The sequence below is a fragment of the Pseudomonas sp. KH_024_B2 genome (genome assembly GCF_057839965.1).
The window spans coordinates 1,790,446-1,815,668 of sequence record NZ_CM174502.1 but is presented as its reverse complement, the minus strand read 5'-3'; the positions used below and the strand labels follow the sequence as shown (position 1 = coordinate 1,815,668).

Annotated in this window: 26 protein-coding genes and 1 pseudogene; 9 read left to right on the top strand and 18 right to left on the bottom strand. The window is 57.6% G+C overall.

Going from position 1 to position 25,223, the window contains the following annotated elements; translation table 11 throughout:
* Positions 1-14 precede the first annotated feature (14 nt).
* Complete coding sequence (locus AC3I0A_RS08610; RefSeq protein WP_489378455.1) at positions 15-242, bottom strand: DUF1127 domain-containing protein; 228 nt, start codon at positions 240-242, stop codon at positions 15-17.
* A 61-nt stretch (positions 243-303) separates the two neighbouring features.
* Here AC3I0A_RS08610 and AC3I0A_RS08605 point away from each other — a divergent pair, with 61 nt between their 5' ends.
* Positions 304-1,194 (top strand): LysR substrate-binding domain-containing protein, encoded by an 891-nt coding sequence (locus AC3I0A_RS08605; RefSeq protein ID WP_489377260.1) that lies wholly within the window; start codon positions 304-306, stop codon positions 1,192-1,194.
* Here AC3I0A_RS08605 and AC3I0A_RS08600 read toward each other — a convergent pair.
* The gene (locus tag AC3I0A_RS08600; protein WP_489377259.1) at positions 1,184-1,933 is read right to left on the bottom strand and encodes a sulfite exporter TauE/SafE family protein; all 750 of its coding nucleotides are present in this window, start codon (positions 1,931-1,933) and stop codon (positions 1,184-1,186) included. The genes AC3I0A_RS08605 and AC3I0A_RS08600 overlap by 11 nt on opposite strands.
* A 147-nt stretch (positions 1,934-2,080) precedes the next feature.
* Here AC3I0A_RS08600 and AC3I0A_RS08595 point away from each other — a divergent pair, with 147 nt between their 5' ends.
* The 3 genes from AC3I0A_RS08595 to AC3I0A_RS08585 all read left to right on the top strand — a co-directional run bounded on the left by AC3I0A_RS08595 (position 2,081) and on the right by AC3I0A_RS08585 (position 4,476).
* Complete coding sequence (locus AC3I0A_RS08595; RefSeq protein ID WP_489377258.1) at positions 2,081-2,557, top strand: MarR family winged helix-turn-helix transcriptional regulator; 477 nt, start codon at positions 2,081-2,083, stop codon at positions 2,555-2,557.
* Positions 2,558-2,933: 376 nt separating this feature from the next.
* A complete protein-coding gene (locus AC3I0A_RS08590; RefSeq protein WP_489377257.1) occupies positions 2,934-3,353 on the top strand; it encodes an organic hydroperoxide resistance protein in 420 nt (139 codons plus the stop codon).
* Between the two features lie 151 nt (positions 3,354-3,504).
* Entirely contained in the window at positions 3,505-4,476 is a 972-nt protein-coding gene (locus tag AC3I0A_RS08585; protein ID WP_489377256.1) for a magnesium and cobalt transport protein CorA, read from the top strand.
* Positions 4,477-4,620: 144 nt separating this feature from the next.
* On the opposite strand, the gene AC3I0A_RS08580 is transcribed toward AC3I0A_RS08585, so the two are convergent.
* The 3 genes from AC3I0A_RS08580 to AC3I0A_RS08570 all read right to left on the bottom strand — a co-directional run bounded on the left by AC3I0A_RS08580 (position 4,621) and on the right by AC3I0A_RS08570 (position 8,824).
* On the bottom strand, positions 4,621-5,349 hold the full coding sequence (locus tag AC3I0A_RS08580; RefSeq protein WP_489377255.1) for an amidotransferase: 729 nt from the start codon (positions 5,347-5,349) through the stop codon (positions 4,621-4,623).
* A 99-nt stretch (positions 5,350-5,448) separates the two neighbouring features.
* Positions 5,449-7,593 (bottom strand): 3-hydroxyacyl-CoA dehydrogenase NAD-binding domain-containing protein, encoded by a 2,145-nt coding sequence (locus tag AC3I0A_RS08575; protein WP_489377254.1) that lies wholly within the window; start codon positions 7,591-7,593, stop codon positions 5,449-5,451.
* Positions 7,594-7,618: 25 nt separating this feature from the next.
* On the bottom strand, positions 7,619-8,824 hold the full coding sequence (locus tag AC3I0A_RS08570) for an acetyl-CoA C-acetyltransferase (protein ID WP_489377252.1): 1,206 nt from the start codon (positions 8,822-8,824) through the stop codon (positions 7,619-7,621).
* Positions 8,825-9,474: 650 nt separating this feature from the next.
* Here AC3I0A_RS08570 and AC3I0A_RS08565 point away from each other — a divergent pair.
* Positions 9,475-10,290 carry a c-type cytochrome gene (locus AC3I0A_RS08565; RefSeq protein ID WP_489377251.1) on the top strand — a complete coding sequence of 272 codons (816 nt, stop codon included), beginning with the start codon at positions 9,475-9,477 and terminating at the stop codon, positions 10,288-10,290.
* 192 nt (positions 10,291-10,482) lie between these two features.
* Here the strand turns inward: AC3I0A_RS08565 and AC3I0A_RS08560 are convergent, their stop codons facing one another.
* The 12 genes from AC3I0A_RS08560 to AC3I0A_RS08505 form a co-directional block, all read right to left on the bottom strand.
* The gene (locus AC3I0A_RS08560; protein ID WP_489377250.1) at positions 10,483-11,286 is read right to left on the bottom strand and encodes a transglutaminase family protein; all 804 of its coding nucleotides are present in this window, start codon (positions 11,284-11,286) and stop codon (positions 10,483-10,485) included.
* Positions 11,283-12,233, bottom strand: a complete 951-nt coding sequence (locus AC3I0A_RS08555) for an alpha-E domain-containing protein (protein ID WP_489072140.1) — start codon at positions 12,231-12,233, stop codon at positions 11,283-11,285. The genes AC3I0A_RS08560 and AC3I0A_RS08555 overlap by 4 nt, the downstream gene beginning before the upstream one ends.
* 12 nt (positions 12,234-12,245) lie before the next feature.
* Positions 12,246-13,655: a circularly permuted type 2 ATP-grasp protein gene (locus AC3I0A_RS08550; RefSeq protein ID WP_489377248.1), complete on the bottom strand. Its 1,410-nt coding sequence runs from the start codon at positions 13,653-13,655 to the stop codon at positions 12,246-12,248.
* Positions 13,656-14,311: 656 nt separating this feature from the next.
* Positions 14,312-14,653 carry a ribonuclease E inhibitor RraB gene (locus AC3I0A_RS08545; protein ID WP_019689386.1) on the bottom strand — a complete coding sequence of 114 codons (342 nt, stop codon included), beginning with the start codon at positions 14,651-14,653 and terminating at the stop codon, positions 14,312-14,314.
* Positions 14,654-14,865: 212 nt separating this feature from the next.
* A complete protein-coding gene (locus AC3I0A_RS08540; protein ID WP_489377247.1) occupies positions 14,866-15,102 on the bottom strand; it encodes a hypothetical protein in 237 nt (78 codons plus the stop codon).
* Between the two features lie 135 nt (positions 15,103-15,237).
* A complete protein-coding gene (locus tag AC3I0A_RS08535; RefSeq protein ID WP_489377246.1) occupies positions 15,238-15,846 on the bottom strand; it encodes an START domain-containing protein in 609 nt (202 codons plus the stop codon).
* Positions 15,847-15,884: 38 nt separating this feature from the next.
* A complete protein-coding gene (locus AC3I0A_RS08530; protein WP_489377245.1) occupies positions 15,885-16,139 on the bottom strand; it encodes a YkgJ family cysteine cluster protein in 255 nt (84 codons plus the stop codon).
* 167 nt (positions 16,140-16,306) lie between these two features.
* Positions 16,307-16,804, bottom strand: coding sequence for a translation initiation factor 2 (locus tag AC3I0A_RS08525; protein WP_489377244.1), 498 nt, complete (start codon positions 16,802-16,804; stop codon positions 16,307-16,309).
* 97 nt (positions 16,805-16,901) lie between these two features.
* Entirely contained in the window at positions 16,902-18,341 is a 1,440-nt protein-coding gene (locus AC3I0A_RS08520; protein ID WP_489377243.1) for an aminotransferase-like domain-containing protein, read from the bottom strand.
* A 388-nt stretch (positions 18,342-18,729) separates the two neighbouring features.
* Positions 18,730-19,542 carry an OmpA family protein gene (locus tag AC3I0A_RS08515; protein WP_489377241.1) on the bottom strand — a complete coding sequence of 271 codons (813 nt, stop codon included), beginning with the start codon at positions 19,540-19,542 and terminating at the stop codon, positions 18,730-18,732.
* Entirely contained in the window at positions 19,539-19,895 is a 357-nt protein-coding gene (locus tag AC3I0A_RS08510) for a DUF4398 domain-containing protein (protein ID WP_489377240.1), read from the bottom strand. Before AC3I0A_RS08510 ends, AC3I0A_RS08515 begins: the two co-directional genes overlap by 4 nt.
* Positions 19,896-19,904: 9 nt before the next feature.
* Positions 19,905-20,726: a substrate-binding periplasmic protein gene (locus AC3I0A_RS08505; protein ID WP_489377239.1), complete on the bottom strand. Its 822-nt coding sequence runs from the start codon at positions 20,724-20,726 to the stop codon at positions 19,905-19,907.
* Positions 20,727-20,982: 256 nt separating this feature from the next.
* Here AC3I0A_RS08505 and AC3I0A_RS08500 point away from each other — a divergent pair, with 256 nt between their 5' ends.
* The 3 genes and pseudogenes from AC3I0A_RS08500 to AC3I0A_RS08490 all read left to right on the top strand — a co-directional run bounded on the left by AC3I0A_RS08500 (position 20,983) and on the right by AC3I0A_RS08490 (position 22,373).
* Complete coding sequence (locus tag AC3I0A_RS08500) at positions 20,983-21,189, top strand: hypothetical protein (protein ID WP_489377237.1); 207 nt, start codon at positions 20,983-20,985, stop codon at positions 21,187-21,189.
* A gap of 82 nt (positions 21,190-21,271) precedes the next feature.
* Positions 21,272-21,538 (top strand): annotated as a pseudogene (locus AC3I0A_RS08495) (S24 family peptidase); the annotation flags it as partial.
* A 622-nt stretch (positions 21,539-22,160) separates the two neighbouring features.
* A complete protein-coding gene (locus AC3I0A_RS08490; RefSeq protein WP_489377236.1) occupies positions 22,161-22,373 on the top strand; it encodes a ribbon-helix-helix domain-containing protein in 213 nt (70 codons plus the stop codon).
* 696 nt (positions 22,374-23,069) lie between these two features.
* On the opposite strand, the gene AC3I0A_RS08485 is transcribed toward AC3I0A_RS08490, so the two are convergent.
* Entirely contained in the window at positions 23,070-24,047 is a 978-nt protein-coding gene (locus AC3I0A_RS08485; protein ID WP_489377235.1) for an IS5 family transposase, read from the bottom strand.
* A 120-nt stretch (positions 24,048-24,167) separates the two neighbouring features.
* Between AC3I0A_RS08485 and AC3I0A_RS08480 the strand changes: the two genes are divergently transcribed.
* The gene (locus AC3I0A_RS08480; protein ID WP_489372379.1) at positions 24,168-25,196 is read left to right on the top strand and encodes an IS30 family transposase; all 1,029 of its coding nucleotides are present in this window, start codon (positions 24,168-24,170) and stop codon (positions 25,194-25,196) included.
* Positions 25,197-25,223 lie beyond the last annotated feature (27 nt).

The following is a 25,223-nucleotide window of genomic DNA, read 5'->3' as shown; positions in this document are numbered from 1 at the left end:
ACAGACTATTGGCCTTACTTGCCCTTAGCCATGGGATCTTGCCAGAAGTGCCGTTCGAACTCCTGTTCGACATCCGCCCGACTCAGCCCGATATCTTTCAAAGCCTCGTCGCTCATGCTCGCCAGCTGCGCACGCTCATGATTGAGTTGATGCCAGCGGACGATCTTCTCCATCAAATGCCGCAGCGAGAAACCACGGAATGAAAATTTTTCGACCAGTACATAACCTTTTTGACCTTTCATCATCTTGCCCTCCAGTGGGGATGGCTAGAGTCTCGCGCGGGAGCTAAGATCAATCCAACGAATGTTTCTTATGCAATACATCTCAGAGATTGATCAATTGGCCAGCTACCCGAGCATCGACACTGAAGTCCTGCGCACCTTCGTCGCGATCGCCGACCAAGGCGGCTTTACCCGCGCCGGAGAATTGGTCAATCGCACCCAATCGGCGGTGAGCATGCAGATGAAGCGCCTTGAAGAAGACGTGCTGCAACGCCAGCTGTTTCAGCGTGATGGACGCCAGGTAAAGCTGACCGCCGAGGGCCAGGTGCTGCTTGGCTACGCCCGGCGCATCCTGAAACTGCACAGTGAAGTGTTCAATACCCTGCGCGAACCGCACATGGTCGGCACTGTGCGCATCGGTACGCCGGATGACTACGTGATGCGCTTTTTGCCAGGGATTCTGTCGCGTTTCGCTCAAGCCTATCCGCTGATCCAGATCGAAGTGCATTGCGAGTCGTCCAGGCAACTGTTGCTGCGCCAGGACCTGGACCTGACCATCGTCACCCGCGAGCCTGGCAGCGAGATTGGCCAGTTGCTGCGCAAGGAGCGTTTTGTCTGGGCCGAGGCGCAATGCTTCAGCGCCCACGAGCAGACGCCGATGCCCCTGGCGATGTTCAACAGTGATTGCTTCTGCCGGCTCTGGGCCTGCAACGCCCTGGATGCTGCCGGGCGCGACTATCGCATCGCCTACAACAGTTCCAGCCTCTCGGCGCTCATGGCAATCGTCAGCGCCGGCCTGGCGGTGACCGCGCAACTGGAGAGCCTGATTACGCAGGACATGCGCATCCTCGGTGACGCCGAAGGCCTGCCACTATTACCCGAAGCCAGCATCATGCTGCTGCGCAACCTGAACACACCGTCACCCATTACCGAATGCCTGGCCGAGCACATCGTCGAAGGCTTCAAACTTTAAACGCGAGCATCACCGCACAGAACACCAGGAAACCGCAAAACAGCCCGCGTAACAGCCGCTCCGGCATGGCGTGGGCGACTTTCACCCCCCAACTGATGCTCAGCAGCCCGCCGGCTGCCAAGGGCAAACCAACCATCCAGTTCACCTGGTGATGGAACGCGTAGGTCACCAAGGTGACGCCGGTACTCGGCAGGGCCAAGGCCAGGGACAAGCCTTGGGCGACCACCTGACTGGTGCCGAACAGGCTGGTCAGCACCGGCGTGGCGACCACCGCCCCGCCGACTCCGAATAAACCACCCATGGTCCCGGACGCAGCGCCCAATACACCCAGCCATGGCCACGGGTAGCGCATCTGCTTCGAGACCGGCGCGCTGGCCATGAACATCCGCGCCAGGTTGTAGACCGACAAGGCAATCAGGAACGCGACGAAGCCAATCCGCATCACTCGCGGATCGATCCCCACTGCCCAGATCGACCCCAGCCAGGCAAAGCAAAACCCCATCAAGGCCAGCGGCAACGCATGGCGCAGTTCAATGCGATTGCGCTGGTGATAGCGCCACAACGCCAGCATCACGTTCGGCACCACCATGACCAACGCCGTGCCTTGAGCAAGCTGCTGGTCCATACCGAACAGCACGCCCAGCACCGGAATCGCGATCAAGCCGCCGCCGATGCCGAACAAGCCACCCACCGTCCCCAAGACTGCGCCAAATGCCAGATACATCCCTAACTCAATCACAAGCCATCCCCTCACGTCTGGCTCTGCATGCTACGCAGTCTGTTCTGGCACTTCAAAGCGATCTGGCTGGCGCTAAACCGAAAATTATCTAGCGCATTAAAGATTCGCCCGCTAGATTCAGGCTGAGTAATGATCAAAGGCCCCAAAATGACTAGCGTTAGCTCTACCCCGGATAGCTCTACCCCAGATGGCTGCGACCAGCTGCTGCTCGACAATCAGTTGTGTTTCGCCCTGCACTCCACATCGCTGTTGATGACCAAGGTCTACAAGCCGCTGCTGCAGGCGTTAGGCCTGACCTACCCGCAGTACCTGGCGATGATGGTGTTGTGGGAACGTGACGGATTGACCGTAGGCGAGATCAGCACCCGCCTGCTGACAGACCCCGGATCACTGACGCCTCTGCTCAAACGCCTCGAAACCGAAGGCTTGCTGAGTCGCACCCGCAGTCGTGAAGACGAGCGCGTGGTAATCGTTGAATTGACCACGCAAGGCCGAGCCCTGCGGGACAAGGCCCGGGACATTCCGCAATGCATCCTCGGCGCCAGTGGCCAGACCCTGGATCAGATACGCAAGCTGCAGGCTGACTTGCTGGCTTTGCGCAGTCATTTGCAAGAGAGCCTGTAAGCAATCTGTGGCGAGGGAGCTTGCTCCCGCGGTCCGGTCCGCGCTCGGGCGAAGCGGCCCTAAAATCGGCTACATCGTTTTATCAGGTAATCGCATTGAGGCATTTACGACTGCTTCGCAGCCGAGCGGGAGCAAGCTCCCTCGCCACAGGTTCAGCGGTCAACCAAAAAATCCAGCACGATGAAAAATTCATGAGCGCTACTCAAGCGCTTTAAACCAAGCATTGCACTGATTTTCCTCCCTCAATTTCTGATCTTTGAGCGACCTTTGCGCAAATTTATATTGCGCACTAAATATTTGCGAGCTACATTTATTTCGCACTTACTTAGCGCGCAAACATTTAGCGCAAATATTCAAGCAGAAAGAGGCTCACACCATGCAAACTCTCTACACCGCTGTTGCAACCGCTACCGGTGGCCGTGATGGCCGCGCTGTTTCCAGCGACAACATCCTCGACGTCAAACTCTCCACGCCGAAAGAGCTCGGCGGTGCGGGTGGTGCAGCGACCAACCCTGAGCAGCTGTTCGCTGCCGGTTACTCCGCCTGCTTCATCGGTGCACTGAAATTCGTCGCCAGCCAAACCAAACGCAAAATCCCCAACGATGCCTCGATCACCGCCCACGTCGGCATCGGCCAGATCCCGGGGGGGTTCGGTCTGGATATCGATCTGCACATCAGCCTGCCCGGCCTGGAACAGGCCGACGCACAGTCTCTGGTGGAGGCAGCGCATCAGGTCTGCCCATACTCCAACGCCACCCGTGGCAACGTCGATGTGCGCTTGCACGTCACGGTCTGAGCACTGTCGCAAGATCTGAACGACGCCCACAAAAAAACCTCTTCATGCAAGATGAAACTACGACAATTTTGCTGACTCTGAGCAGGTAGAGCAGGCTAAAGTGGGACCTAGCCTGCCACTGCCATTTTCCAAGAAGAAGCGAACAAGAATTATGGGTAGAGTCGTTGCTGCTGCGGTTTACAGTGCCGGAAAGAGAATCACCGATATCACCCTCGATGAAGGCATCACCTGGGCCGAAAAACCTGGCCATTTCGTCTGGATCGGCCTGGAAGAGCCCAACGCCCAAGAGCTGGCCAACCTGCAAAGACAGTTCAACCTGCACGAACTGGCCATCGAGGACGCCCTGGATAAACACAGCCGGCCGAAACTGGAAACCTTCGGTGACGCGCTGTTTATCGTGATCTACTCGCCGGTACGTCAAGAAGGCAAGCTTGAGTTCATCGAAACTCATATTTTTGCCGGCAAGGGTTACATCATCACCGCCCGCAATGGTCATTCGGCGTCCTACGCCCATGTGCGCCAGCGATGCGAGGCCCGACCTCTGTTGCTCGGTCATGGCGAAGACTTTGTGCTCTATGCCCTGCTCGATTTCGTCATCGAAAACTATCAGCCGGTCAGCGAGGCGATTCATGCCGAGATCGATGAGCTGGAACGCAATGTGCTGTGCAGCTCATTGAAGGAAGGTGATATCCAGCGTATCCACGGTTTACGTCGCGATCTGCTGCGCTTGCGCCGGTACGCGGCGCCGATGGTGGAGATCAGCGAGGAGCTGCAGAAACTGAGCTTCCCGTTTATCGACAAGAACATGCGACCGTATTTTCGTGACGTACAGATTCATGTCACACGGCAAATGGAAGACCTTGCCACGCTGCGGGATATCGCCAGCCAGACCATCGAAATCGGTGTGCTACTGGAGGCTTCGCGGCAAAGTGTGGTGCAACGCAAGTTCGCGGCCTGGGCGGCGATTCTGGCATTCCCGACGGCGGTGGCCGGGATATACGGGATGAACTTCGAGAACATGCCTGAGCTAACCTGGCAATACGCCTATTTCGCGGTAGTGGGGTTTATTACGGTGGGTTGTGTGGGGTTGTGGATGAGCTTCAAGCGGTCGGGGTGGTTGTAGGTTTCGGACTGTGTTTTTGCAGGTCAACCCGGTTGACCCCATCGCGAGCAAGCTCGCTCCCACATTAGATTTTTGGTGTGCATGCTATATGCGCCAAAAGAAGATCCAGTGTGGGAGCGAGCTTGCTCGCGATGCTTTTAGGGTTTAGGCCGATTCAGCCTGCGGCTTGTGCGCAACGAATCGCATCATCCATTCCGCCACGGTGGCGCCATGATGTTCATGAACCAGGCTGGCCACACCTTTCTGGTAGATCTGCTCACCCAGGTGCTGCTGGCGAATCTCCAGCAACGCGCGCGAATAGTCGTGAATGAACTCCGGGTGACCCTGGAAGCACAGCACTTGATCGTTGATGTGATAGGCAGCGAACGGGCAAAAATCGCTGGAGGCAATTACCGTGGCGTTTTCCGGCAACGCGGTGACCTGGTCCTGATGGCTGATCAACAAGGTCAGCTCTTCGACCACCGGGTTCATCCACGGCGCTTTGGCGGCCAATTTATAGCTGTGGGTGCCGACTCCCCACCCCTGGGTCGCGCGCTCGCTCTTGCCACCCAGCAGCAACGCCAACAGTTGATGACCAAAGCAGATGCCAAGCAGCTTGTCGCCACGCTCATAGCGTGCCAGCAGGTAAGTCTTGAGGGTTTGAATCCACGGATCGGTACCGAAGGAATCGGCTTTGCTGCCGGTGACCAGATAAGCATCAAAACTCAGCTCATCGCTGGGGTATTCGCCTTGCATCACGTTGTAGACGGTGAACTCGGCCGCAATCGGTTGCTGTGAGAACAGACGCTGGAACATCTGCCCGTAACCCTGATATTGATCGACCAGTTCTGGACGCAGGATGTCGGTTTCCAGAATGCAGATGCGTAACGACATAAAAAAATACCTGACACGATAAAGGCGATAGTGCGCACCCAGAGCCTGCCTTGAAATACCGCTGCAAGGCAAGCCCGGAACGCGGTCAGAAACCCTCGATCAGAACAGCTTCCCTTGAGCCGCTTTCTCCAACAGCAATGCCGGTGGCGCGAAACGTTCGCCATATTGCTCGGCCAGGTATTGAGCGCGAGCGATGAAGTCCTTCAAGCCGTATTGGTTGATGAATTGCAGCGCGCCGCCGGTCCAGGCCGCAAAGCCAATGCCGAAGATCGAACCGATGTTCGCGTCGGCTGTCGAGTGCAGCACGCCCTCCTCCACACAGCGCACGGTTTCGATGGCCTGCACGAACAGCAAGCGATCACGTATGTCTTGCGCCGATATCTGCCCGTCGGCTTTTTCGAAGCATTTTTTCAACTCCGGCCACAGGTGTTTTTGCCCACCGGCCGGATAGTCGTAGAAGCCCCCACCCGCAGCCTTGCCCGGGCGTTTGTATTCATTGAGCAGCAGATCGATCACCGCAAAGGCCGGATGCAGTGTCAGAGATTTCCCTTCAGCTTGCAGGTCTTTGGCGGTTTGTTTGCGGATATGGCTCATCAGGCTCAGAGAAACCTCGTCGGAAATCGCCAGCGGGCCAATCGGCATTCCCGCCTTGCGTGCCTCGGTTTCGATCATCGGTGCGCAAATGCCCTCGCCCAGCATGGCGATACCTTCGTTGGTGAACGTGCCGAACACCCGCGAAGTGAAGAACCCCCGACTGTCGTTGACCACAATCGGGATTTTCTTGATTTGCAGTACGAAATCAAAACCGCGCGCCAGGGTTTCATCGCTGGTGTTTGCACCTCTGATGATTTCCACCAGCGGCATTTTTTCCACCGGGCTGAAGAAGTGCAGGCCGATGAATTTTTCCTGCTGCGGCACTGCGGTGGCGAGGCCGCTGATGGGCAAGGTCGACGTGTTGGACGCGATCACCGCATCCGCACCGACCACACATTGCGCAGCGCAGGTGACCTTGGCCTTGAGTTCACGATCTTCGAACACCGCCTCGATGATCAGGTCGCAACCGACCAGATCAGCGTCCTGCTCGGTGGTTCTGATTCGCGCCAGAGTGATGTCTCGCTCCTCGACCGTCAGTTGCCCACGGGCGACTTTCTTGTCGAGTATCGCCGCCGTGTGCGCCTTACCCTTTTGCGCTGCGGTGAGGTTGATGTCCTTGAGCACCACCTCGATTCCGGCCACAGCGCTGACGCAGGCAATCCCGGCGCCCATCATGCCGGCACCGAGCACCCCGACTTTGCGTGTCACATAGGGTGCGAAGCCTTGTGGTCGGGAACTGCCGGCATTGATCTCGTTGAGCTGAAACCAAAAGGTGCCGATCATGTTTTTTGCCACCTGGCCGGTGGTCAACTCAGTGAAATAGCGGGTTTCGATCAGCTGCGCGGTGTCGAAATCGACCTGGGCCCCTTCAACCGCCGCGCAGAGGATTTTCTCCGGCGCCGGCAGGCAACCATTGGTTTTGCTGCGCAGGATCGACGGCGCGATAGCCAGCATCTGCGCCACCTTGGGATGAGACGGTGTGCCGCCGGGAATCTGGTATCCGCTCATATCCCAACGCTGTTTGACCGCCGGGTTAGCGATGATCCACGCCCGGGCCTTGGCCAACAGTTCATCACGGTCAACCGCCAGCTCGTCGATCAAATGAGCTTTCAGCGCTTGTCGCGGCGAGATCTTTTTGCCTTCGAGCAGATATGGCAAGGCTTTCTCCAGCCCCAGCATGCGGACCATGCGCACCACCCCGCCACCGCCCGGCAGCAGGCCGAGGGTCACTTCCGGCAAACCGATCTGCACCGATGGGTTATCCAGCGCAACCCGGTGATGGCAGGCCAGGCAAATTTCCCAACCGCCACCCAGCGCCGCGCCGTTGATGGCGGCAACCACCGGTTTACCGAGGGTCTCCAACGCCCGGAGCTGGCCCTTGAGCGACAGCACCATGTGGTAGAAAGCTTCGGCCTGGGGTTTACCGACTTTGATCAGTTCATTGAGGTCGCCGCCGGCAAAGAAGGTTTTCTTTGCCGAGGTAATGATCACCCCGGCAATCGACTCTTTATCGGCAACCAGCCGGGCAACGCTGGCGGCCATGGCGTCGCGGTAGACCGCGTTCATGGTATTGGCCGTTTGGCCCGGCATGTCGATGGTCAGAACGACGATCTGGTCCTGAGCTTTTTCGTAACGGATGGCATCAGTCATGAAAGTGTTTCCTTGAAGTCAGGGCTCAGAGGCGTTCGATGATGGTGGCAATACCCATGCCGCCGCCGACACAGAGGGTCGCCAGGCCGTAGCGCAGGCGACGCACTTCCAGTTCATCGAGCAAGGTGCCGAGGATCGCGCAACCGGTGGCCCCCAAAGGGTGGCCCATGGCGATGGAGCCGCCATTGACGTTGACTTTGTCCGGGTCGATGGCCATGTCCTTGATGAACTTCAACACCACCGAAGCAAAGGCTTCGTTGACTTCGAACAGGTCGATGTCTTCGACCCGCAACCCGGCCCTGGCCAGTGCTTTGCGGGTGGCCGGGGCGGGACCGGTGAGCATGATGGTCGGGTCGGTACTGGTGACTGCCGTGGCGACGATCCGCGCCCGCGGCTGCAAACCCAGCTCGCGGCCTTTGGATTCAGCACCGATCAGCATCAACGCGGCGCCATCGACGATCCCCGAGCTGTTGCCGGCGGTGTGGACATGGTCGATGCGCTCCACATGGCTGTAGACCCGCAACGCCGTAGCATCGAAGCCCATCTGCCCGATCATCTCGAAACTCGGTTTGAGACTGCCCAGGCCTTCCAGCGTGGAGCCGGCGCGAATGAACTCATCGTGATCGAGCAGGACGATGCCGTTTTGGTCCCGCACGGGCACCAGCGACTTGTTGAAGGATCCGTCTGCCCTCGCCCACACGGCCTTTTGCTGGGAGTGCAGCGCAAAAACATCGACATCCTGGCGGCTGAAGCCTTCCAGCGTGGCGATCAGGTCCGCACCGATGCCCTGAGGCACGAAATGGCTGTGCAGGTTGGTTTGCGGATCATGCGCCCAGGCCCCGCCGTCGCCGCCCATGGCCACTCGGGACATGGATTCGACGCCGCCCACCACCACCAGATCCTCGAACCCGGAGCGGACTTTCATCGCGCCGAGGTTGACCGCTTCCAGCCCTGAAGCGCAGAAACGATTGATTTGCAGACCGGCCACGCTGACATCCCAATCGGCAACAACCGCGGCGGTCCTGGCAATATCGGCGCCTTGATCGCCGACCGGCGTCACACAGCCCAGAACAATGTCATCCACCTGACTGGTATCGAGCGCTGTGCGCTGTTGCAGAGCGGTGAGCAGCCCGGCCACCAGGTTCACTGGCTTGACGCTGTGCAGGGCGCCAGCGGCCTTGCCTTTGCCACGGGGCGTGCGTAACGCATCGAAAATAAACGCTTCAGTCATGACGTCCTCGGACCGCTGGTAATTGCAGAACTCCACCTTAGGCGCAGCAGCGACGGATTCAATGACCGAAGCGCTCACCGGCCTTGACGGTCACGCTCAGACGAACGGTAGTGAGCTAATTGATAATGCGGATTAAGCAACGGAACTGTCTAGCCGAAGGCCGGCCAAGAAGATGGCGATAGGCCTCATGCCTTTTTTAAAGCATTTAGATAGTGGTTGATATGAAATGGATCTAAAGCAAGCGCTACGCCACCCCTAAGGTAAACCTGTACGAGGTTGTCGTCGGGTTTTGCCGAGGCCCTCGTCAGAAAGGAAGTACAGCGCTTGTCATCATGGATATGCAGGCAAGCATTTGACGCTCAACAAATAACAAAAAAGGCAGTCAGCCATGTTCAAACAATCAAAAGTACGTCAGGCCGGGCTCATTGTATTCGCCACTACGCTGCTCCTGATTTTGCCGAACCTCACCAAAGTGATCGGCTGAAGGCGTGGCTTTTCTACAGTGCCATCTTAAATTTGTGCCCTGGTTCGCTACCGGGGCCGGCGCTTGTGTGCCAACCTTCCAGCAAGAGCAGGGAGCCGAGTAACGCCGTGTTCGACCACGTCAGCCTGAGGGGTGACGAACTACTGATCAACATGACGGCGATCATTTGAAACCTTTCATTTTGCTTGGGGCCTTGCTGCTCAGCACGCCCTTGTATGCCGCACAGCTGGTCCTGGACCTTGGTGCTGGTAGTCGAACCTGGCAAACCGAGGAATTGCTCAAGCACCCTCAAGCCCGGACGATCTACATTCCTGATGATGTTTCCTACAAAAGAAACATGAGTTATCGCGCAGTGCCGCTGTCTGCATTGCTGACAGGCATCGACGCTGATGATCATCTGCAGGCGGTGGCCCTTGACGGTTTTGCCGCCGAACTGGCCGCGGCCCCGCTACTGAATCACAACGGCGCTCAAGCCTGGCTGGCGGTGGAAGATCCGCGCAAGCCATGGCCGCCATTGGCCGCGGGCAAGCCGAGTGCCGGGCCGTTCTATCTGGTCTGGAGCAACCCGCAAGCCGGGCGGATCAGCCCTGAACAATGGCCCTTCCAGGTTGCCAGCATCAAAAAACTGGCGGCCGTTGCCGAGCGTTTCCCGGCCCTGCGCCCTGACCCCAAGCTGGCAGCGAATGATCCGGTGAATCAGGGGTTCGCGGTGTTCCAGAAGAACTGCCTGGCCTGCCACCGCCTGAACGGCGCGGGTGATGCGCAGGTTGGTCCTGATCTGAATATCCCCTTCAACCCTACCGAATATTTCGGTGCCGACTTCCTCAAGCGTTATATCCGCGACCCGCAAAGCCTGCGCCAGTGGCCACAGGCAAAAATGCCCGGCTTCTCCGCAGCCCTGTTACCGGATGCGGAGCTGGACTTGTTGGTGGGGTATTTGAAGCATATGGCGGGGCGTAAGCAGACATTACCGGAGCAGTAGTCTGACGCGCGCCCCTGTGGCGAGGGAGCTTGCTCCCGCTCGATCGCGAAGCGGTCGCAATTGGTTGATGAGTTCTATCAGGCATAACGCGATCGCAGGTTTTACGACTGCTTCGCAGCCGAGCGGGAGCAAGCTCCCTCGCCACAGAGGTAAGTGGTCTGCAGGATTTGCTCGCGATGCGGTATCCCCCGATTACTGCTGCTGCACCACAATAGCCGGCGTCGGTGAGACGAAGACTTTGGCGTGCATCTGCTCGCAACCACCGCCACGGCGCATGCCGCGTACCGGGCAGGCGTCCAGGTAGTCGAGGCCGACCGCCAGTTTCAAATGGCGCTCGGGCCTGGCCAGTTGATTGGTCACGTCAAAGCTGTACCAGGCATCGTCGAGCCAGGCTTCGGCCCAGGCATGACTGGCCAGGTGTTCACTGTTCTCGCTGTACAGATAGCCCGACACATAACGCGCAGGAATGCCCAGGCTGCGCGCACAGGCGAGGAATGCATGGGTATGGTCCTGGCAGACCCCGGCACGTCCGGCAAAGGCCTCGGCGGCACTGGTTTCGACTTCGGTGGAGCCCGGCGTGTAGGTCATGTGCTGGTTAAGGCCGTGCATCAAATCGATCAACCCGGTGCGATCACGGCGCTTGAGACATTGCCTGGCCGCGAACGCCCGCAAGGCTTCATCTGCCTCGGTCAAACGGGTGAAACGCAAGAATGGCAGCGCCGACTGGCTCTCATGTTCAGCTTCGCGTTTTTCATCGATGTCCACTTGCCCACGGGCGCCGATGATGATCGCTTCATGGGGTTCGTCCATGGTCAGCACATGCAGGATATTGCCGAACGGGTCCAATTGAGCGCGCACCGGCCGCGGCAGGTCGAGCTGCCAGCTGAGCACGTGCTGGCGCTCGCTGTCGTGGGGTGTCAGGCGTAAATACTGGATGCTCGCCCGCACCTGATCTTCGTAGCGATAGGTGGTCTCGTGGCTAATGGAAAGTCTCATGCAGCCTCCAGGTAGGAACTGTGAATGGCGTTGCCCAGCTGGCGCACCAGCGGGATGAATTCGGTCAGCCAGGCGTGCAGGCCTTCCTCGAGGATTTCATTGATGCCGGTATAACGCAGACGCGCGTCCATTTCGGCCGCCAGGCGTTGTGCCGGTCGCCCGTTGGCGCCCGGCAGGCTGGCGAGGATCTGGTCGATCTCTTCCGTGCAGGCCCGCAGGGATCGCGGGACATCGGCGCGCAGCAGCAACAGTTCGGCCACGTGTCGCGCTCCGGGTGCATCGCGGTAGATCTCGGTATAGGCCTCGAACGAAGACAACGCGCGCAACAAGGCGCTCCACTGGTAGTAGGCGTGAGCCGTGCCATCGCTGACGGCTTCAGCCTGATCGCCAGCCATTTCGTAACGCGCATCCAGCAGACGCAAAGTGTTGTCGGCGCGCTCGATAAAGGTACCGAGACGGATAAAACGAAACGCATCGTTACGCATGATGGTGCCGTAGGAAGCACCCCGGAACAGGTGGGAACGCTCCTTGATCCACTCGCAAAAACGGCTCATGCCATAGCGACTGAGACCTTGCTCGGCGATTCCGCGAATCTCCAGCCAGGTCGCGTTGATGTTTTCCCACATGTCGGCGGTGATTCGCCCACGCACCGCGTGGGCACTGGCCCGCGCAGCGCCGAGACAGCTGTAGATGCTCGCCGGGTTGGCCGCATCCAGGGCGAAAAAGTGCAGCAGCCGTTCGGCATGCAGCGCACCGTGGCGCTCCAGATAATCGTCCAGGGTGCCGGTGATCAACAGCGGCATCGCCAGTTCATGCAAACCGTCACCGCGACCGTCCTGCGGCATCAACGACAGCGAATAACTGATGTCGAGCATCCGTGCGAGGTTTTCCGCCCGCTCCAGGTAACGCGACATCCAGTACAAATCCGAGGCAGTTCTACTTAACATGGCAGGCTTCCTTCAATCCTCGACCACCCAGGTGTCCTTGGTTCCGCCGCCCTGGGACGAGTTCACCACCAGGGATCCTTCGCGCAGGGCTACACGGGTCAGGCCGCCGGGCACGACCCGGGTTTCGCGGCCAGACAAGACAAACGGGCGCAGGTCGATGTGGCGCGGGGCGATGCCGTTTTCGACAAAGGTCGGACACGTCGACAGGCACAAGGTCGGTTGGGCGATGTAGGCGTGAGGCTTGGCCTTGATCCGCGCGCGGAACGATTCGATCTCCGCCGCCGTCGCTGCCGGCCCCACCAGCATTCCGTAACCGCCGGATCCCTGGGTTTCCTTGACGACCAGTTCGGGCAAGTTCGCCAGCACGTGGGACAATTCCTCAGGCTTGCGGCATTGAAAGGTCGGCACATTCTTGAGGATTGGCTCCTCGTCCAGATAGAAACGGATCATGTCGGTGACAAACGGATAGACCGACTTGTCGTCCGCCACGCCGGTGCCGATGGCATTCGCCAGCACTACATTGCCGCAGCGATAGGACGACAGCAGGCCAGGCACGCCGAGCATCGAGTCAGGATTGAACGCCAGCGGGTCGAGGAAGGCGTCATCGAGACGACGGTAGATCACATCAACCGCCTTCGGCCCGTCGGTGGTGCGCATGAACACCCGATCATCGCGCACAAAAAGATCGGCCCCCTCGACCAATTCAACGCCCATTTCCCGAGCCAGAAACGCGTGTTCGAAGAACGCACTGTTGAAGCGCCCGGGCGTCAGTACCACGACACTGGGGTTATCCAGCGGGCTGGAGCTTTTCAGGGTGTCGAGCAACAGGTTGGGGTAATGATCAATCGGTGCGATGCGCTGCGCCGCGAACAATTCCGGGAATAGCCGCATCATCATCTTGCGGTCTTCGAGCATGTAGCTGACGCCGCTGGGCGTGCGCAGATTGTCTTCGAGCACGTAATAGGTGCCGTCGCCATCACGCACCAGATCGACGCCGGAAATATGCGAGTAGATATCGCGGTGCAGATCCAGCCCTTGCATGGCCAACTGGTACTGCTCGTTGGCCAGCACTTGTTCGGCCGGAATGATGCCGGCCTTGATGATGCGCTGCTCGTGATAGAGGTCGGCGAGGAACATGTTCAACGCCTTGACCCGCTGGATGCAGCCACGTTCGACAATCCGCCATTCACTGGCGGGAATACTGCGGGGAATGGTGTCGAAGGGAATCAGACGCTCTGTCCCTTGCTCATCACCATAGAGCGTGAAAGTAATACCGGCGCGATGAAATAGCAGATCGGCCTCGCGTCGCCGTTGTGCCAAAAGCTCGTCAGGCGTTTCGGCCAGCCAACGGGCGAACTCCCGATAATGCGGGCGGACCTGGCCACCGGCATCGTACATTTCATCAAAATAGGTGCGGATCATGCCGTACTCCTTGTCACCCGGACACCTAGGCTTCGCAAGGCCCGTGCCAGCGGCATAAATGCTTTAATATCAATCGGTTGGATAATCGCCTGAGAAAGACCGCACCATTGCCGTGCAGTAAACGCCCCAACTTGATCGCCCCCGCGTCATTGCGAAGCAATGCAATGGCTATCAACAGCATAGCCAGAGTTGATTCCACTGCTACGGGTGAACCTCTGGAAATCGTAGGAGCACGGCTTGCCGGCGATGGCGCCCTTGAGATCGCCATCGTCGGAACGCCGCCCGGACCAAGCTCAGCTCCTACAATAGATCGGCGTACACCCGACCAACCAAACAGGCCGGCCGGTAGGCCGCCGTGCTTTTGATTTGCCCGCCCCTTCGGCAGGCCGAGTGGAGGTGTTCATCAGGGGACTGGCGCGTAGCGCCCCTCGGCGAAGCCGAGGACTGTGTACATCTGCAAGAGACAGGTCGGCTGTCAGGCCGCCTTCGCAGGCAAGCCAGCTCCCACATTTAATCTGTGTACATCTGCAAGAGACAGGCCGGCTGTCAGGCCGCCTATATCGCGACCAAGCTCGCCTCCTACATCCAACAGCCACAAACGAAATCGGCCGACCCTGAGGTCAGCCGATGCTGAGTGTTGATGCTGTTCATAGCTGTTATGCGAGTAACCCTCGTACCTCCTGTTTGACGCCCCACCCTTCGATAATCCCGCCCAGAGGCTCGACCACCGCCTCGAAGTCCTGCTCGAAGTCACCGATGCCACCGTAAGTGGCGTACATCACCTTGCTCAACTCCAGGTGCCAGGCGCCGTCATCACGCACGCTGACCTGGGCATTCAATGACTCACCGCGAAAATGCCCTGCTGCCCTGCGGGCCCGCTCCTCGTCCGGGAAAATGGCGTAGAACTCGATGGGATGGAACCGGGAAAAGTCAAAACCGCCTTCTTTCATGCGGCGCAGCACGCTGCTGCTGATGTCTTCTTGATAGGCTGTGCTCATGAAACGTCCTCCTCAAACTGATGGATAGACTTTCCGTACTCCCCTGCGCTCGCAACCGAATGGTGAAAGCGATACGGCAATAAGATTGCCGCCGGGAAACAAGCATGTAGCTGACAAGACCAGACCTTAGCGATTCATTCGCTGATCTCGATTGCAGAGTAGCGTGAAGCCAGCGCCTGTGCCAGAGGGTCTGGATAAGGAAAGTGCGAGACTCAAGAAGCCGGGGCGATGGTGAGGATTTGAATGCTGCACTGATCTTTCAGACTTTTCACCGTAGGGTCGTCAGTGCGGCCTTCCAGATCATTGAGATCCAGCTCAGCCGGGACGGGCAACAACTTTGAACGAATCAAGTGCGCCGCCTGCTCCATGGTGGGTTCTTGCTCGCAGTCAAATTGCTCCACGGCTTGAACACCATGATCATCAACGAAGGTGACGTCCCACTTTTTCATCAGTGCCTCCCGATAAAGCCCATGGGTGGGCTTACAACATCTCGACCTTGAGCACCGAACATCGTTCCCGGTAGACCTCGCATAAAAAAGGCGCCCGCAGGCGAGCTTCTTTCAACAAACAACCGATTCAAACCATCAGGGTTTTTCAGCGCGCTCTTTCAATGCTTTCAAGGTGTTGAACGGGGCATCGACGACAAACTTGTTGGCCAGCCACGACGGCACGCTGCCACCCGGGTCGGTGTGAACCTGGTAGGTCACTTCGATCTGATCCGCACCTTTGGGAACGAGCTTCCAGAAGCCTTCGAGTTGAGCGACCCGCACGAAACCCTTTTCTTCAGGAAGGTAGGTCGGCGCGCCTTCCAGTTTGCGGGTCAGGCTGCCATCGGCGCCTTCGACGGTGGTGACGTGCAACACCGAATCGCGGGCAGTCACAGGCCAAGGCGTATTGAACTGGGTGTAGGTCCAGACCTGATTGCCTTCGTGTTTGAGCAGCTTCTGCGACTTGCACTCATGGATCCAGACACAGGCGCCCACCACGTCTTCCTGCAGGCTGCGCAACTTGGCCATGGAGGTTTTCATGACTGTCACGCCGCGGTAGGCCTTGTATTCGGAGCCGGCGACTTCGCTCAAGGAAATCTTGATCCCATCCGCGTCCTTGGCGGTTTTCCATTCCTCGGCCTGGGCCGTTGCAGCCAGCAAAACAGTCAAACCACCGAGCACAGCCATTCGATGCAGCGAACCCATGTCTTATTCCTTATTGTTGAAGTTCCGTTGAAAACTCATTAAGCCGCGGTCATTTGCTCCCACCATCCGAGTAATTTGATGGCTTCTTCACGGCTGCTGCCGCACACCTCGACATCCGCCTGAAAAGCCCCACAGACCGCCGGTCGTTCGGACATTCCGAAGATGGCGCACAGGTGTTCGGCGGAAAGATGCAGGCAACGTTCCCCCGCGGCTTTGCCATTGGGCATACCGGGAATCGGCGTACTGATGGAAGGGGCAATGCAACAGGCGCCACAGCCTTCACGGCATTTCATGACGACAAACTCCTCGCGACGGGCAAAGTGTTCAATGACGCGGGATAGAGTACCCGCTAAAACATTCGTTTGAAATTGGCCAGACAGGGGTTTTCTCGCTCAAACAGCCGTGACTGACCAGTCTGCGACAAAGCGTCAAGGTCGGGGGTCACAGTCGGTGTTGGTATTTACTGCTTGAATTCGAACTCAAGCGCCGCACCCTCGACATCCCGGCGCGGTTCATTACTCAGCGGCAACCCCAGTTCATTGCTGAGCAAGCGGCCGTTAAGCTGGAACGGGCTGCTTGCCTTGGGTTTCTCGCCAAACAGCGGCGGCAGTAAAGGCACACTGTTGGCCGGCACAAGCGTACCTGGCGGCTGCAGCTGGCTGACCATTTCCGGCGGCAGGCTCAGGTCCAGCCTGACCGTGGGCAATGGGGTCTTTACCACTTCACTGGCCGACTTTGACTTGGACGCGATGGGCGCGCGCTTTTTCGCAGGCTTGGGCTGTTTCGCCGTAACCGCCTTTTTGACGGGCGTGGCTTTTTTTACCGCCGCAGGCTTCTGCGGTTTCTCCGTGGAGGCAGTCGCAGCCGGTTTATCCGGGCTGGAAGCCGCCATCACTGCCCCGCCATTGAAGCCCAACAGGCAGATCAATAACCAGCCAACAGCAAAAGTCGCTTTCATAGACACCACTAACGGCAGGGGGCCGTATGCTCGCTTGTTGGACGGTTCATGACAAGTGCGCCGACTAGCCAACCATCCGGTGGGGCTTGCGCCCCGGTCAAAAACCGCCCGCCGCCTCCTGACAAAGCTGACTTGCCAGCATGCCCAAGGTCATCAGCGTACGCTCGGCCTCGCGGTTCCACGGGATGCCGCAGTTCAATCGAATACAGTGATTGAACTGCTCGGTGTTACTGAAAATCAACCCCGGCGCAATACTGATGCCCTGCTGCAAGGCACGCACATGCAACTCCTGGGTGTTGACCCGTCCCGGCAGGCTGACCCAAAGTATGAAGCCGCCCGTGGGTCGGGTCATCTGCGTGCCTTCCGGGAAGTACTGCTGCACCGCCAGTTGAAAAGCACTGAGGTTCTTGCGGTACTCCTGACGGATATAGCGCAGGTGGCGATCATAACCGCCGTTTTCCAGATAAGCCGCGATCCCCATCTGCGTGACGCTGCACGCGGAATGAGTGCTGAAGGTTTGCAAACGCTGGATTTCCTGCTGGTACTTGCCGGCGATCATCCAGCCGATCCGCACACCGGGTGACAAGGTCTTGGAAAAACTCGAGCAGTAGATCACCCGATCCAGCCGGTCGTAGGCCTTCAATGCCTTGGTACGGCCCTGCTCGAACATCAGTTCGCCGTAAATATCATCCTCGACGATCTGGATATCGAAATCCGAAGCCAGACGCAGCAACTGCTTCTGCCGCTCTTCAGGCATGGTGCCGCCCAACGGATTGCTCAGGCGCGTGGTCAGAACCAGCGCCTTGATCGACCACTGGTTGGCCGCCAATTGCAGGGCTTCGAGGCTCATGCCGGTGGCCGGGTCGCTAGGGATCTCGATGACTTTCAGGCCCAGCAGATCGGCCAGTTGCAACAGACCGTAATAGGTCGGCGACTCAGCGGCGATCAGGTCGCCTGGCCGGGTCAGCACCCGCAACGACATCTGCAAGGCGTCGACACAACCGTGGGTGATCACCACCTCGGACGGATCGACCACCACACCGGCATCACGCATGCGGATCGCCACTTGGCGGCGCAACGGCTCGAAACCGGGGCTGAACATATAACTGAAAGCCCGCGGACTATGAAAGCGCGTGACCTTGGCCAATTGCTGATGCAGAGCGCGCACCGGCAGATAATCGACACTCGGGACTGCGGCTCCCAGCGGAAACACGCCTTCACGCCGCGACTCGACCAATACCTGTTGAATGATGCTGCTGCGAGTGACCAGACCTGGCCGCTCGACCCGGGCGATATCCGGGGTTGGCGCTGTCAGGGCCGGCGTCTGGTGCACGTAATAGCCCGACTGCGGCCGGGCACGAATCAGCCCTTGGTCTTCGAGATTGGCATACGCCTGAAGCACCGTCGCATGGCTGACATTGAGCTGCGAACTCATCTTGCGCACCGAGGGCACGCGTTCTCCCGGTTGATAGACACCACGACGGATATCCTCAGCCAATTGCTGAGCGATACGTTGATAGAGCAAGAGATTGGTCATGGCGCAGCACTCGATTTCACGGGTATTTTATTCTTGTGTGAAACAATACCGGAACAGTTTAGAAGTGTACGGGGACAGTTGCCACAATAGTCGACAGTACAGTGCAGTGTCAGCAACATCTGTACTGCTTTACGAGCCGTTCGGCAGGCAGGTTTTTCACCCTGATGCAGCTGCCAGGCACAAGTCCTGTGGCGAGGGAGCTTGCTCCCGCCGACCGGTCCGCGCTCGGGCGCAGCAGTCGTAAAACCGGCTGATGCGTTCGATCTGAAAAATTGCGATGGCTGGTTTTGGGGCCGCTGCGCGCCCCAGCGGGAGCAAGCTCCCTCGCCACCAGGCATAAAAAAGCCCGGCACCTACAGGAGGGCCGGGCTTTCCAGTAACGCTGCCCTTAGCGGGCGGCGCCGAGCTGGCCTTTTTCGTCGGAGAACACAATTTCCACCCGGCGGTTCTGCGCGCGTCCGCGTTCGGACGCGTTGACCTCGACCGGATATTCATCGCCGTAGCCTTCGACCTGGATACGCTTGTCCTCGATACCCAGGTCCATCAGCACATTGGCAACCGCTTGAGCCCGATCGCGAGACAATTTGAGATTGTCCTGCTTGCCGCCGGTGCTGTCGGTGTAGCCTTCAATCCGCACCACACGCTTGGGATTCAACTGAAGGAACTGGACGATTTTCAGCACGGTGCGATTGGCCGAGCTTTTCAAGTCCGCTTCACCGGTATCGAACAACACATCCCCCAAGGTCATGACCAGACCGCGATCGGTCTGGGTCGTCGCCAGGCTGATGATCTGCTCTTCCAGCCATTTGCCCTGCTGCTGCACGCTGAGCAACTTGGCCTCACGCAAGGCCAATTGCAGCCGCTGACGCTCCAGCTCAAGCTTGGCCGCGCGCTCCTGATTCAGTACCAGTTCGCTGCGTTCGCGGGCGATTTCACTGTAGCGCTGGCTCAGGTAGGCGTAATGCTTTACATCCGAGCCGCTACCCCAGTAACTGGTCAGACGATCGGCACGGGCCAGGGACTCACCTGCACGGATCACGTCCTTGGGTGCTATACGCAGCACGTTGGAGTCTTCCTTGACCTTCTGGAAGTCGGCGCTGGCTTGTGCCAGAGCGGCCTCGCTTTGCTGACCGGCGCAACCGTACAGGCTCACGCAACCGGCCACCAGCAATCCACCGAGTACTCGAGTCTTCAGGCTCATTGGGCATCCCCCAGTTGCTTGCGTAGACGGGTGATGCGGGTATTGAGCATGTTCAGTTGCTCCTGGCTTTTCAGGGTCAGGACCCGTGCCTCGGCCAGACGGGCGTCCAGCTCGGCCTGTTCAGCCCGCATGCGTGCATGCTTGAACGACTGGTCAGCCATGTCACCCTGAGCCCGGGTGTATTTAGCTTCTGCGAGCTTCAGCTCCGGCACGTCTTCAGCCGTTGCACCCACGGCCCTGGCTTGCTCCAGGGCTTGTTCGGTCAAACGCATTTGTTCATTCGGCGCCGGATCGGCTGCACAACCCACCAGAGCCAGAACGGCCAGGGCAGCGAAAAGAGGTCGAATAGTCACTAAAAATCCCTACTGTTTTGGGGTGCTGACGGGTTGCTGTAACTGTGCCTTCCAACGCTCGAGATTGCGTTGCAGCACGGCTTCCGTCAGACCGGACGCGGGCAATTCTGTCATCTTTTTGGCCAACTGTCCGCGTAACCATGGGTCGTTGCAGGTGGAGTTATGGGAAATCGCGACGAACAAGCCAGGTTTATCGATCGGTTGCGGAAGAGCCACCAGGTCATTGGCCATGCCCAGCGTCTGGGCCATGGCCATCCCCGCGTAGCGCCCGGCCAGTACATATTCCACTTCGCCCAAGAGCAATTTCTGAAAGGCCTGGGTCAGGTTTGGCTGACGTACAAGGCTCAATTGCTTCTCGGCGAACGCTTCGAACGGTTGGGTCAAACGGGCCTTTTGCGACACGGCACCGGAGTGACCATGCAGATCCTTCGCCTCGTTGTAGACCAGTACCGAATCCTTGCGAGTCCAGACCAGGTAGTCGTTTTCCACCAGTGGAGGATGAATGTAGTCCAGCGATTCCAGCTCACTCACCATCAAGGGGGCATCGGCGAGGATATCCATGCGCCCGCTACGCACTTCATCCAGGGCTTGCGAGCGCTTGCCCGCATACAGCAACTCGACCTTGATCCCCAGTTCACCGGCGATCTGTTGCAACAGATCGGCATTGGCGCCGATCAAGTGTTTGGGGTCTTGCGGGTCGCGCCACAGATACGGCGGTGCATCCGGACTACCGGTCACCACAAGGCGCTCGCACTTGCCCGCGGCCATCGACAGCATCGGCAACAGCGATAATCCCAGCAGCCACCTACTGCTCAAACGACGCAAATCCATGTCGAATCTCTCCCAGCCAAATCGAAACATCGAATAGGAGGCGGAATTTAATGCACTCCACCCTCTTACACCACTGCACATTCGTTTAACCCTTCGTTTCAGACCGACAACCCTCCTGGATAATGATGCCGATGGAGCTGGCGAGAGCAGGTCATCGCTGGGTCAATAGCTGGCGATGATGAGGTTCCTCTACTAGGATTTCCGCCGTATGGAACCGTGCAGTTTTATCAACCGCCACCTGGTCAGGGAGAGCTCAATGACCCCGATTCGTATTGCCGAGCGGATCTATCGCACTTGGTCCAGCCCAATCCTGCTTGAGCTCAAAGAGCGAGCGGATCAGCTAGACCCTACATCCCGCCAGGCACTTGAAAATGTATTGATAGAGAGAAGGCTTCTAGACACCGGCAACCCTTCTGGCAAAGACCGACGTAAATCCGGACCGGCTGATAACGACAGACCTTGATGTCACCCATTTCCGTTCATTCCCGATCCGCTGCTGACACTCTGCCGGCAGCGCCCCTCGCCTGCTCATTATTCAACCCTGCATGCTCCCAGTGCTGCGCAACGGCGCAACGGTCGGCGTTAACCTTGGCAAGAACTCATTCGGCGATATCGTCGACGGCGATCTCTACGCAATCAACCACAATGGCCAACTGCGCGTGAAGCAGGTGTACCGCCTGCCAACCGGCATCCGGCTTCGTAGCTTCAACCGTGACGAGCACCCGGACGAGGACTATAGTTTCCAGCAGATCCAGGAGCAGCAGATTGCCATCCTTGGGCATGTGTTCTGGTGGGGAATGTTCGCGCGCTGAGTCAGCTGGCGTGGCGGCCTCTTTGTATCCAGTCGCAGACAGGACGAAGCCTGATCGTTACGCGCTTATCGCTGACCACCCCCGCCTTGACCGCCACCCCAACCAGGTCCTCCTGGCACTCATCAGCACCTGACTGCACCCTTTTTCAGGCGACAGAAACCACGAAGCCCCTGACTTTCTCCAGGCAAGTCAGGGGCTTCGTGGTTTCTAATATGGCGGTGAAGGAAGGATTCGAATGCACCCGCCCCCTCGTTCTCCCAGCGTTTTCCCCTATGCCCAACGGCAGTCGTACCACTACTCACTCTTCCATCCTGTAGCTATGGCCCATGTGTCTTGCCGCTCATCAGCCGACCAAGGCAAGCATAAAATACAGCTTGCGTACGGCTTTTTGCCGTACAATACTATCTCTCATTGGGCTAAAGAGGACCTCTTACCCGATGCAGAAAATTGAAATCAATCATCAAAAAGCCGCAAAAAGGAGAACTGAAACGCAGCAAGCAAAACCAAAGAAATTTCAAAAACTTAAATCAAACATAAGGTAAAAGCGATTAAAGCTTCAGAAAGCTTAAATAATTTGCTAATTGAAAAGCACACTACCCAAATTGGAAACACCGGAGTTCACATGACTTCTAAAACAAAGTTAACAGTCCAGCTTCCCGAGGAGGCAATAAATCAAATCAATGCGCTAGCGAAAAGATTAGGTATCTCTAAAACAGACGCTATTAGGAGAGCACTTAAAACAGAATTATTTTTCGTTACCGAAATGGATAACGGAAAAAAAATACTTCTTAGAGATGAGAAGTCCAACCAGACCCAAGAAGTGGTCATTTTATGAGAAAACGGTATGCTGACACCTAATAATGATGCACAAACAACCCCAACTTCTCAGCCTGAGGAGTTGGATCTCTCAAACTAAGTCGAGACCGGCGTAGCGATTGAAGCGCCATCTCTTGCACCCTATGACCCGCGCCCAAAGGAAGATGGTGCAAGACGCTGGATTGCGTTTAGCCTGATCGGTCTCTTGGCTGTGGTAATTATTGGGGCGATGATCATTTTTACTATTCCCTGGACTGACAGAACGGAGCTGAAGGATCTTTTGAATTTGATCCTTTCACCTCTTTTTGCTCTGGTCTCGGCTGCAACTGGTTTTTATTACGCTACAAAGAAATAGCATCTCGCCCTCGCAATAAAAAATCCCGTGTAACGTCATACCAGACGCCGCACGGGCTTTCTCCGCCTCCCACAAGAGAGGGGGATAAGTGCGCTTTCAGTATGTTTTTTTCCAAGAGATTTTCATCGCATAAGTTGTCAGCACGGATACGTACGCTCTGGAGGCCCCCATGGCCACCACAAAAAAACTCGACAAGCCGCGCAAAAAGGTCGTTAAGGAAGGTCTGAAGTACCCAGCGATTTTTGATGCCCTCTCTGCTTGAGGTTCAAAAAACGCTTATTCGGTCGAAAACCAGACCTTTCCTGTCTTTAATTCATGTTTTTTCCTCTAATCGCGCTGTTTCAGGGCGATTAGCCCGCATTACAGACGCACCTCTCCTGCATTCAACAATCGTTTTCGCACCATCCACAGGTTCGACAAGGCGAACAACGTCGTCTGTTGAGCGATGTTTTTCGTCAGACCACGAAAGCGCACTTTCGTATAGCCAAACTGGCGCTTGATCACTCGAAACGGATGCTCAACCTTGGCTCTGACTTGCGCTTTCGCATACTCAATCCCGCGTAGCACACTACCGATCACCGTGTCTTTGCCATGCTCTTTGTACGAACTGGGCCGCGCAGAAATCGACCAGATCATCTTGCGATCCTGATGTTCTGGGCGCTTCTGCACGCCGGTGTAACCAGCATCGCCACAGACGTGAACTTCTTCCCCGTGAAGCAGTTGATCCACTTGCGTCACGTCCGCCACGTTGGCAGGCGTACCGACAACGCTATGAACCAACCCCGAATCAGCGTCCACGCCAATGTGAGACTTCATTCCAAAAAAGTACTGATTTCCTTTCTTGGTCTGATGCATCTCGGGGTCACGTTTTTTGTCTTTGTTCTTGGTTGAACTGGGCGCATGAATGATCGTCGCATCCACAATCGTTCCGTGGCGCAACATCAATCCACGGTCGCCCAGATAACCGTTGATAACCTGCAAAATCCCACCCGCCAGCTCATGTTTTTCCAGCAAGCGGCGGAAGTTGAGGATCGTGGTTTCGTCAGGAATTCGATCCAGATGCAGCCCCGCGAACTGGCGCAGGATCGTCGTTTCATACAGCGATTCTTCCATCGCCGGGTCGCTGTAGCCGAACCAGTTTTGCATCAGATGAACCCGTAACATCGCCAGCAACGGATACGCCGGACGACCGCCTTCACCCTTCGGATAATACGGCTCGATCAAGGCAATCAAACCCTTCCAGGGCACGACCTGATCCATCTCGATCAGGAAGCGCTCACGTCGGGTTTGCTTACGTTTGCCGGCGTATTCGGCATCGGCGAAGGACATCTGTTTCATCGGGGCTCAACCGTTCTGTTCGTGTGAGGTGCGTATTTCACCAAATCTGGAAGTCTTTTTCAGAGGGCGGCCGCAAAAACTGAGTGCAACACCTGACCTTTCCGGTACGGTGTTGCCCCTATGTCCTATAACGAACTCAGCGTCGAAGAACGCGTCACCATCCAGCTCGGCCAAGCCCAAGGCTTTAGTCAGCGAAGGATCGCCCGTTTGATCAACCGAGCGCCCTCGACGGTAAGCCGGGAGCTGCGCCGCAACCGAGAAGCCTGTGGCCGCTATTCGGTACGTGCTGCCCAGCACTACATGCAGGTTCGCCGCCGCAGCTGTCGACCCAAACGTAAGCTGCTGCCGGGCAGCGAACGTTTCGAGTTAGTGACTCATATGCTGCGTGAGCGTTTGTCTCCCGAGCAAATTGCCGGCAAGCTACGCAGCATGAACATACCCAGCCTCAAAGAAGCCTACGTCTGCCGCGAGACGATCTACACCGCGATCTACGCCCTGCCGGTCGGTGAGCTTCGCAAGGAGCTGATCATCTGCCTGCGCCAAGGCAAAACGGCCCGTAGGCCTCGCTCTGGTGGAGTGGATCGGCGAGGCCAGATCCCCGAAATGGTCAGCATTCACGTGCGCCCACCCGAGATTGAAGACCGGTTGATGCCGGGACATTGGGAAGGCGATCTGATCAAGGGCAAAGCCAACGCCTCGTCTGTAGGCACCCTGGTGGAACGTACCAGTGGTTACTTGATGCTGGTGAAAATGAATGATGCGACGGCGACCTCTGCGATGGAGGGCTTCAGTGCGGCGCTCAATCGCATGCCGCTGGCGATGCGTAAAAGCATGACCTACGACCAGGGCCGGGAGATGGCGCGGCACGTCGAAATTACCCAGAAGACCGGTGTGGCCATCTATTTCTGTGACCCGCACAGCCCTTGGCAGCGCGGCAGCAACGAAAATATCAACGGGCTGATCCGCCAGTACTTGCCCAAGGGGACTGACTTGTCAGTCCACAGCCAGGAAGAGCTCGATGCCATAGCGCTGCAACTGAACATGCGCCCACGTAAGCGTTTCGATTTCAAATGTCCAATCGAAGTGATGGGCCAAGTGATGCAAGAGGCCATGGCTATGCGGCATGATGCCCCGGCTTCAATTCAATAACCGTGTTGCACTCAGCTCCTGCATCCG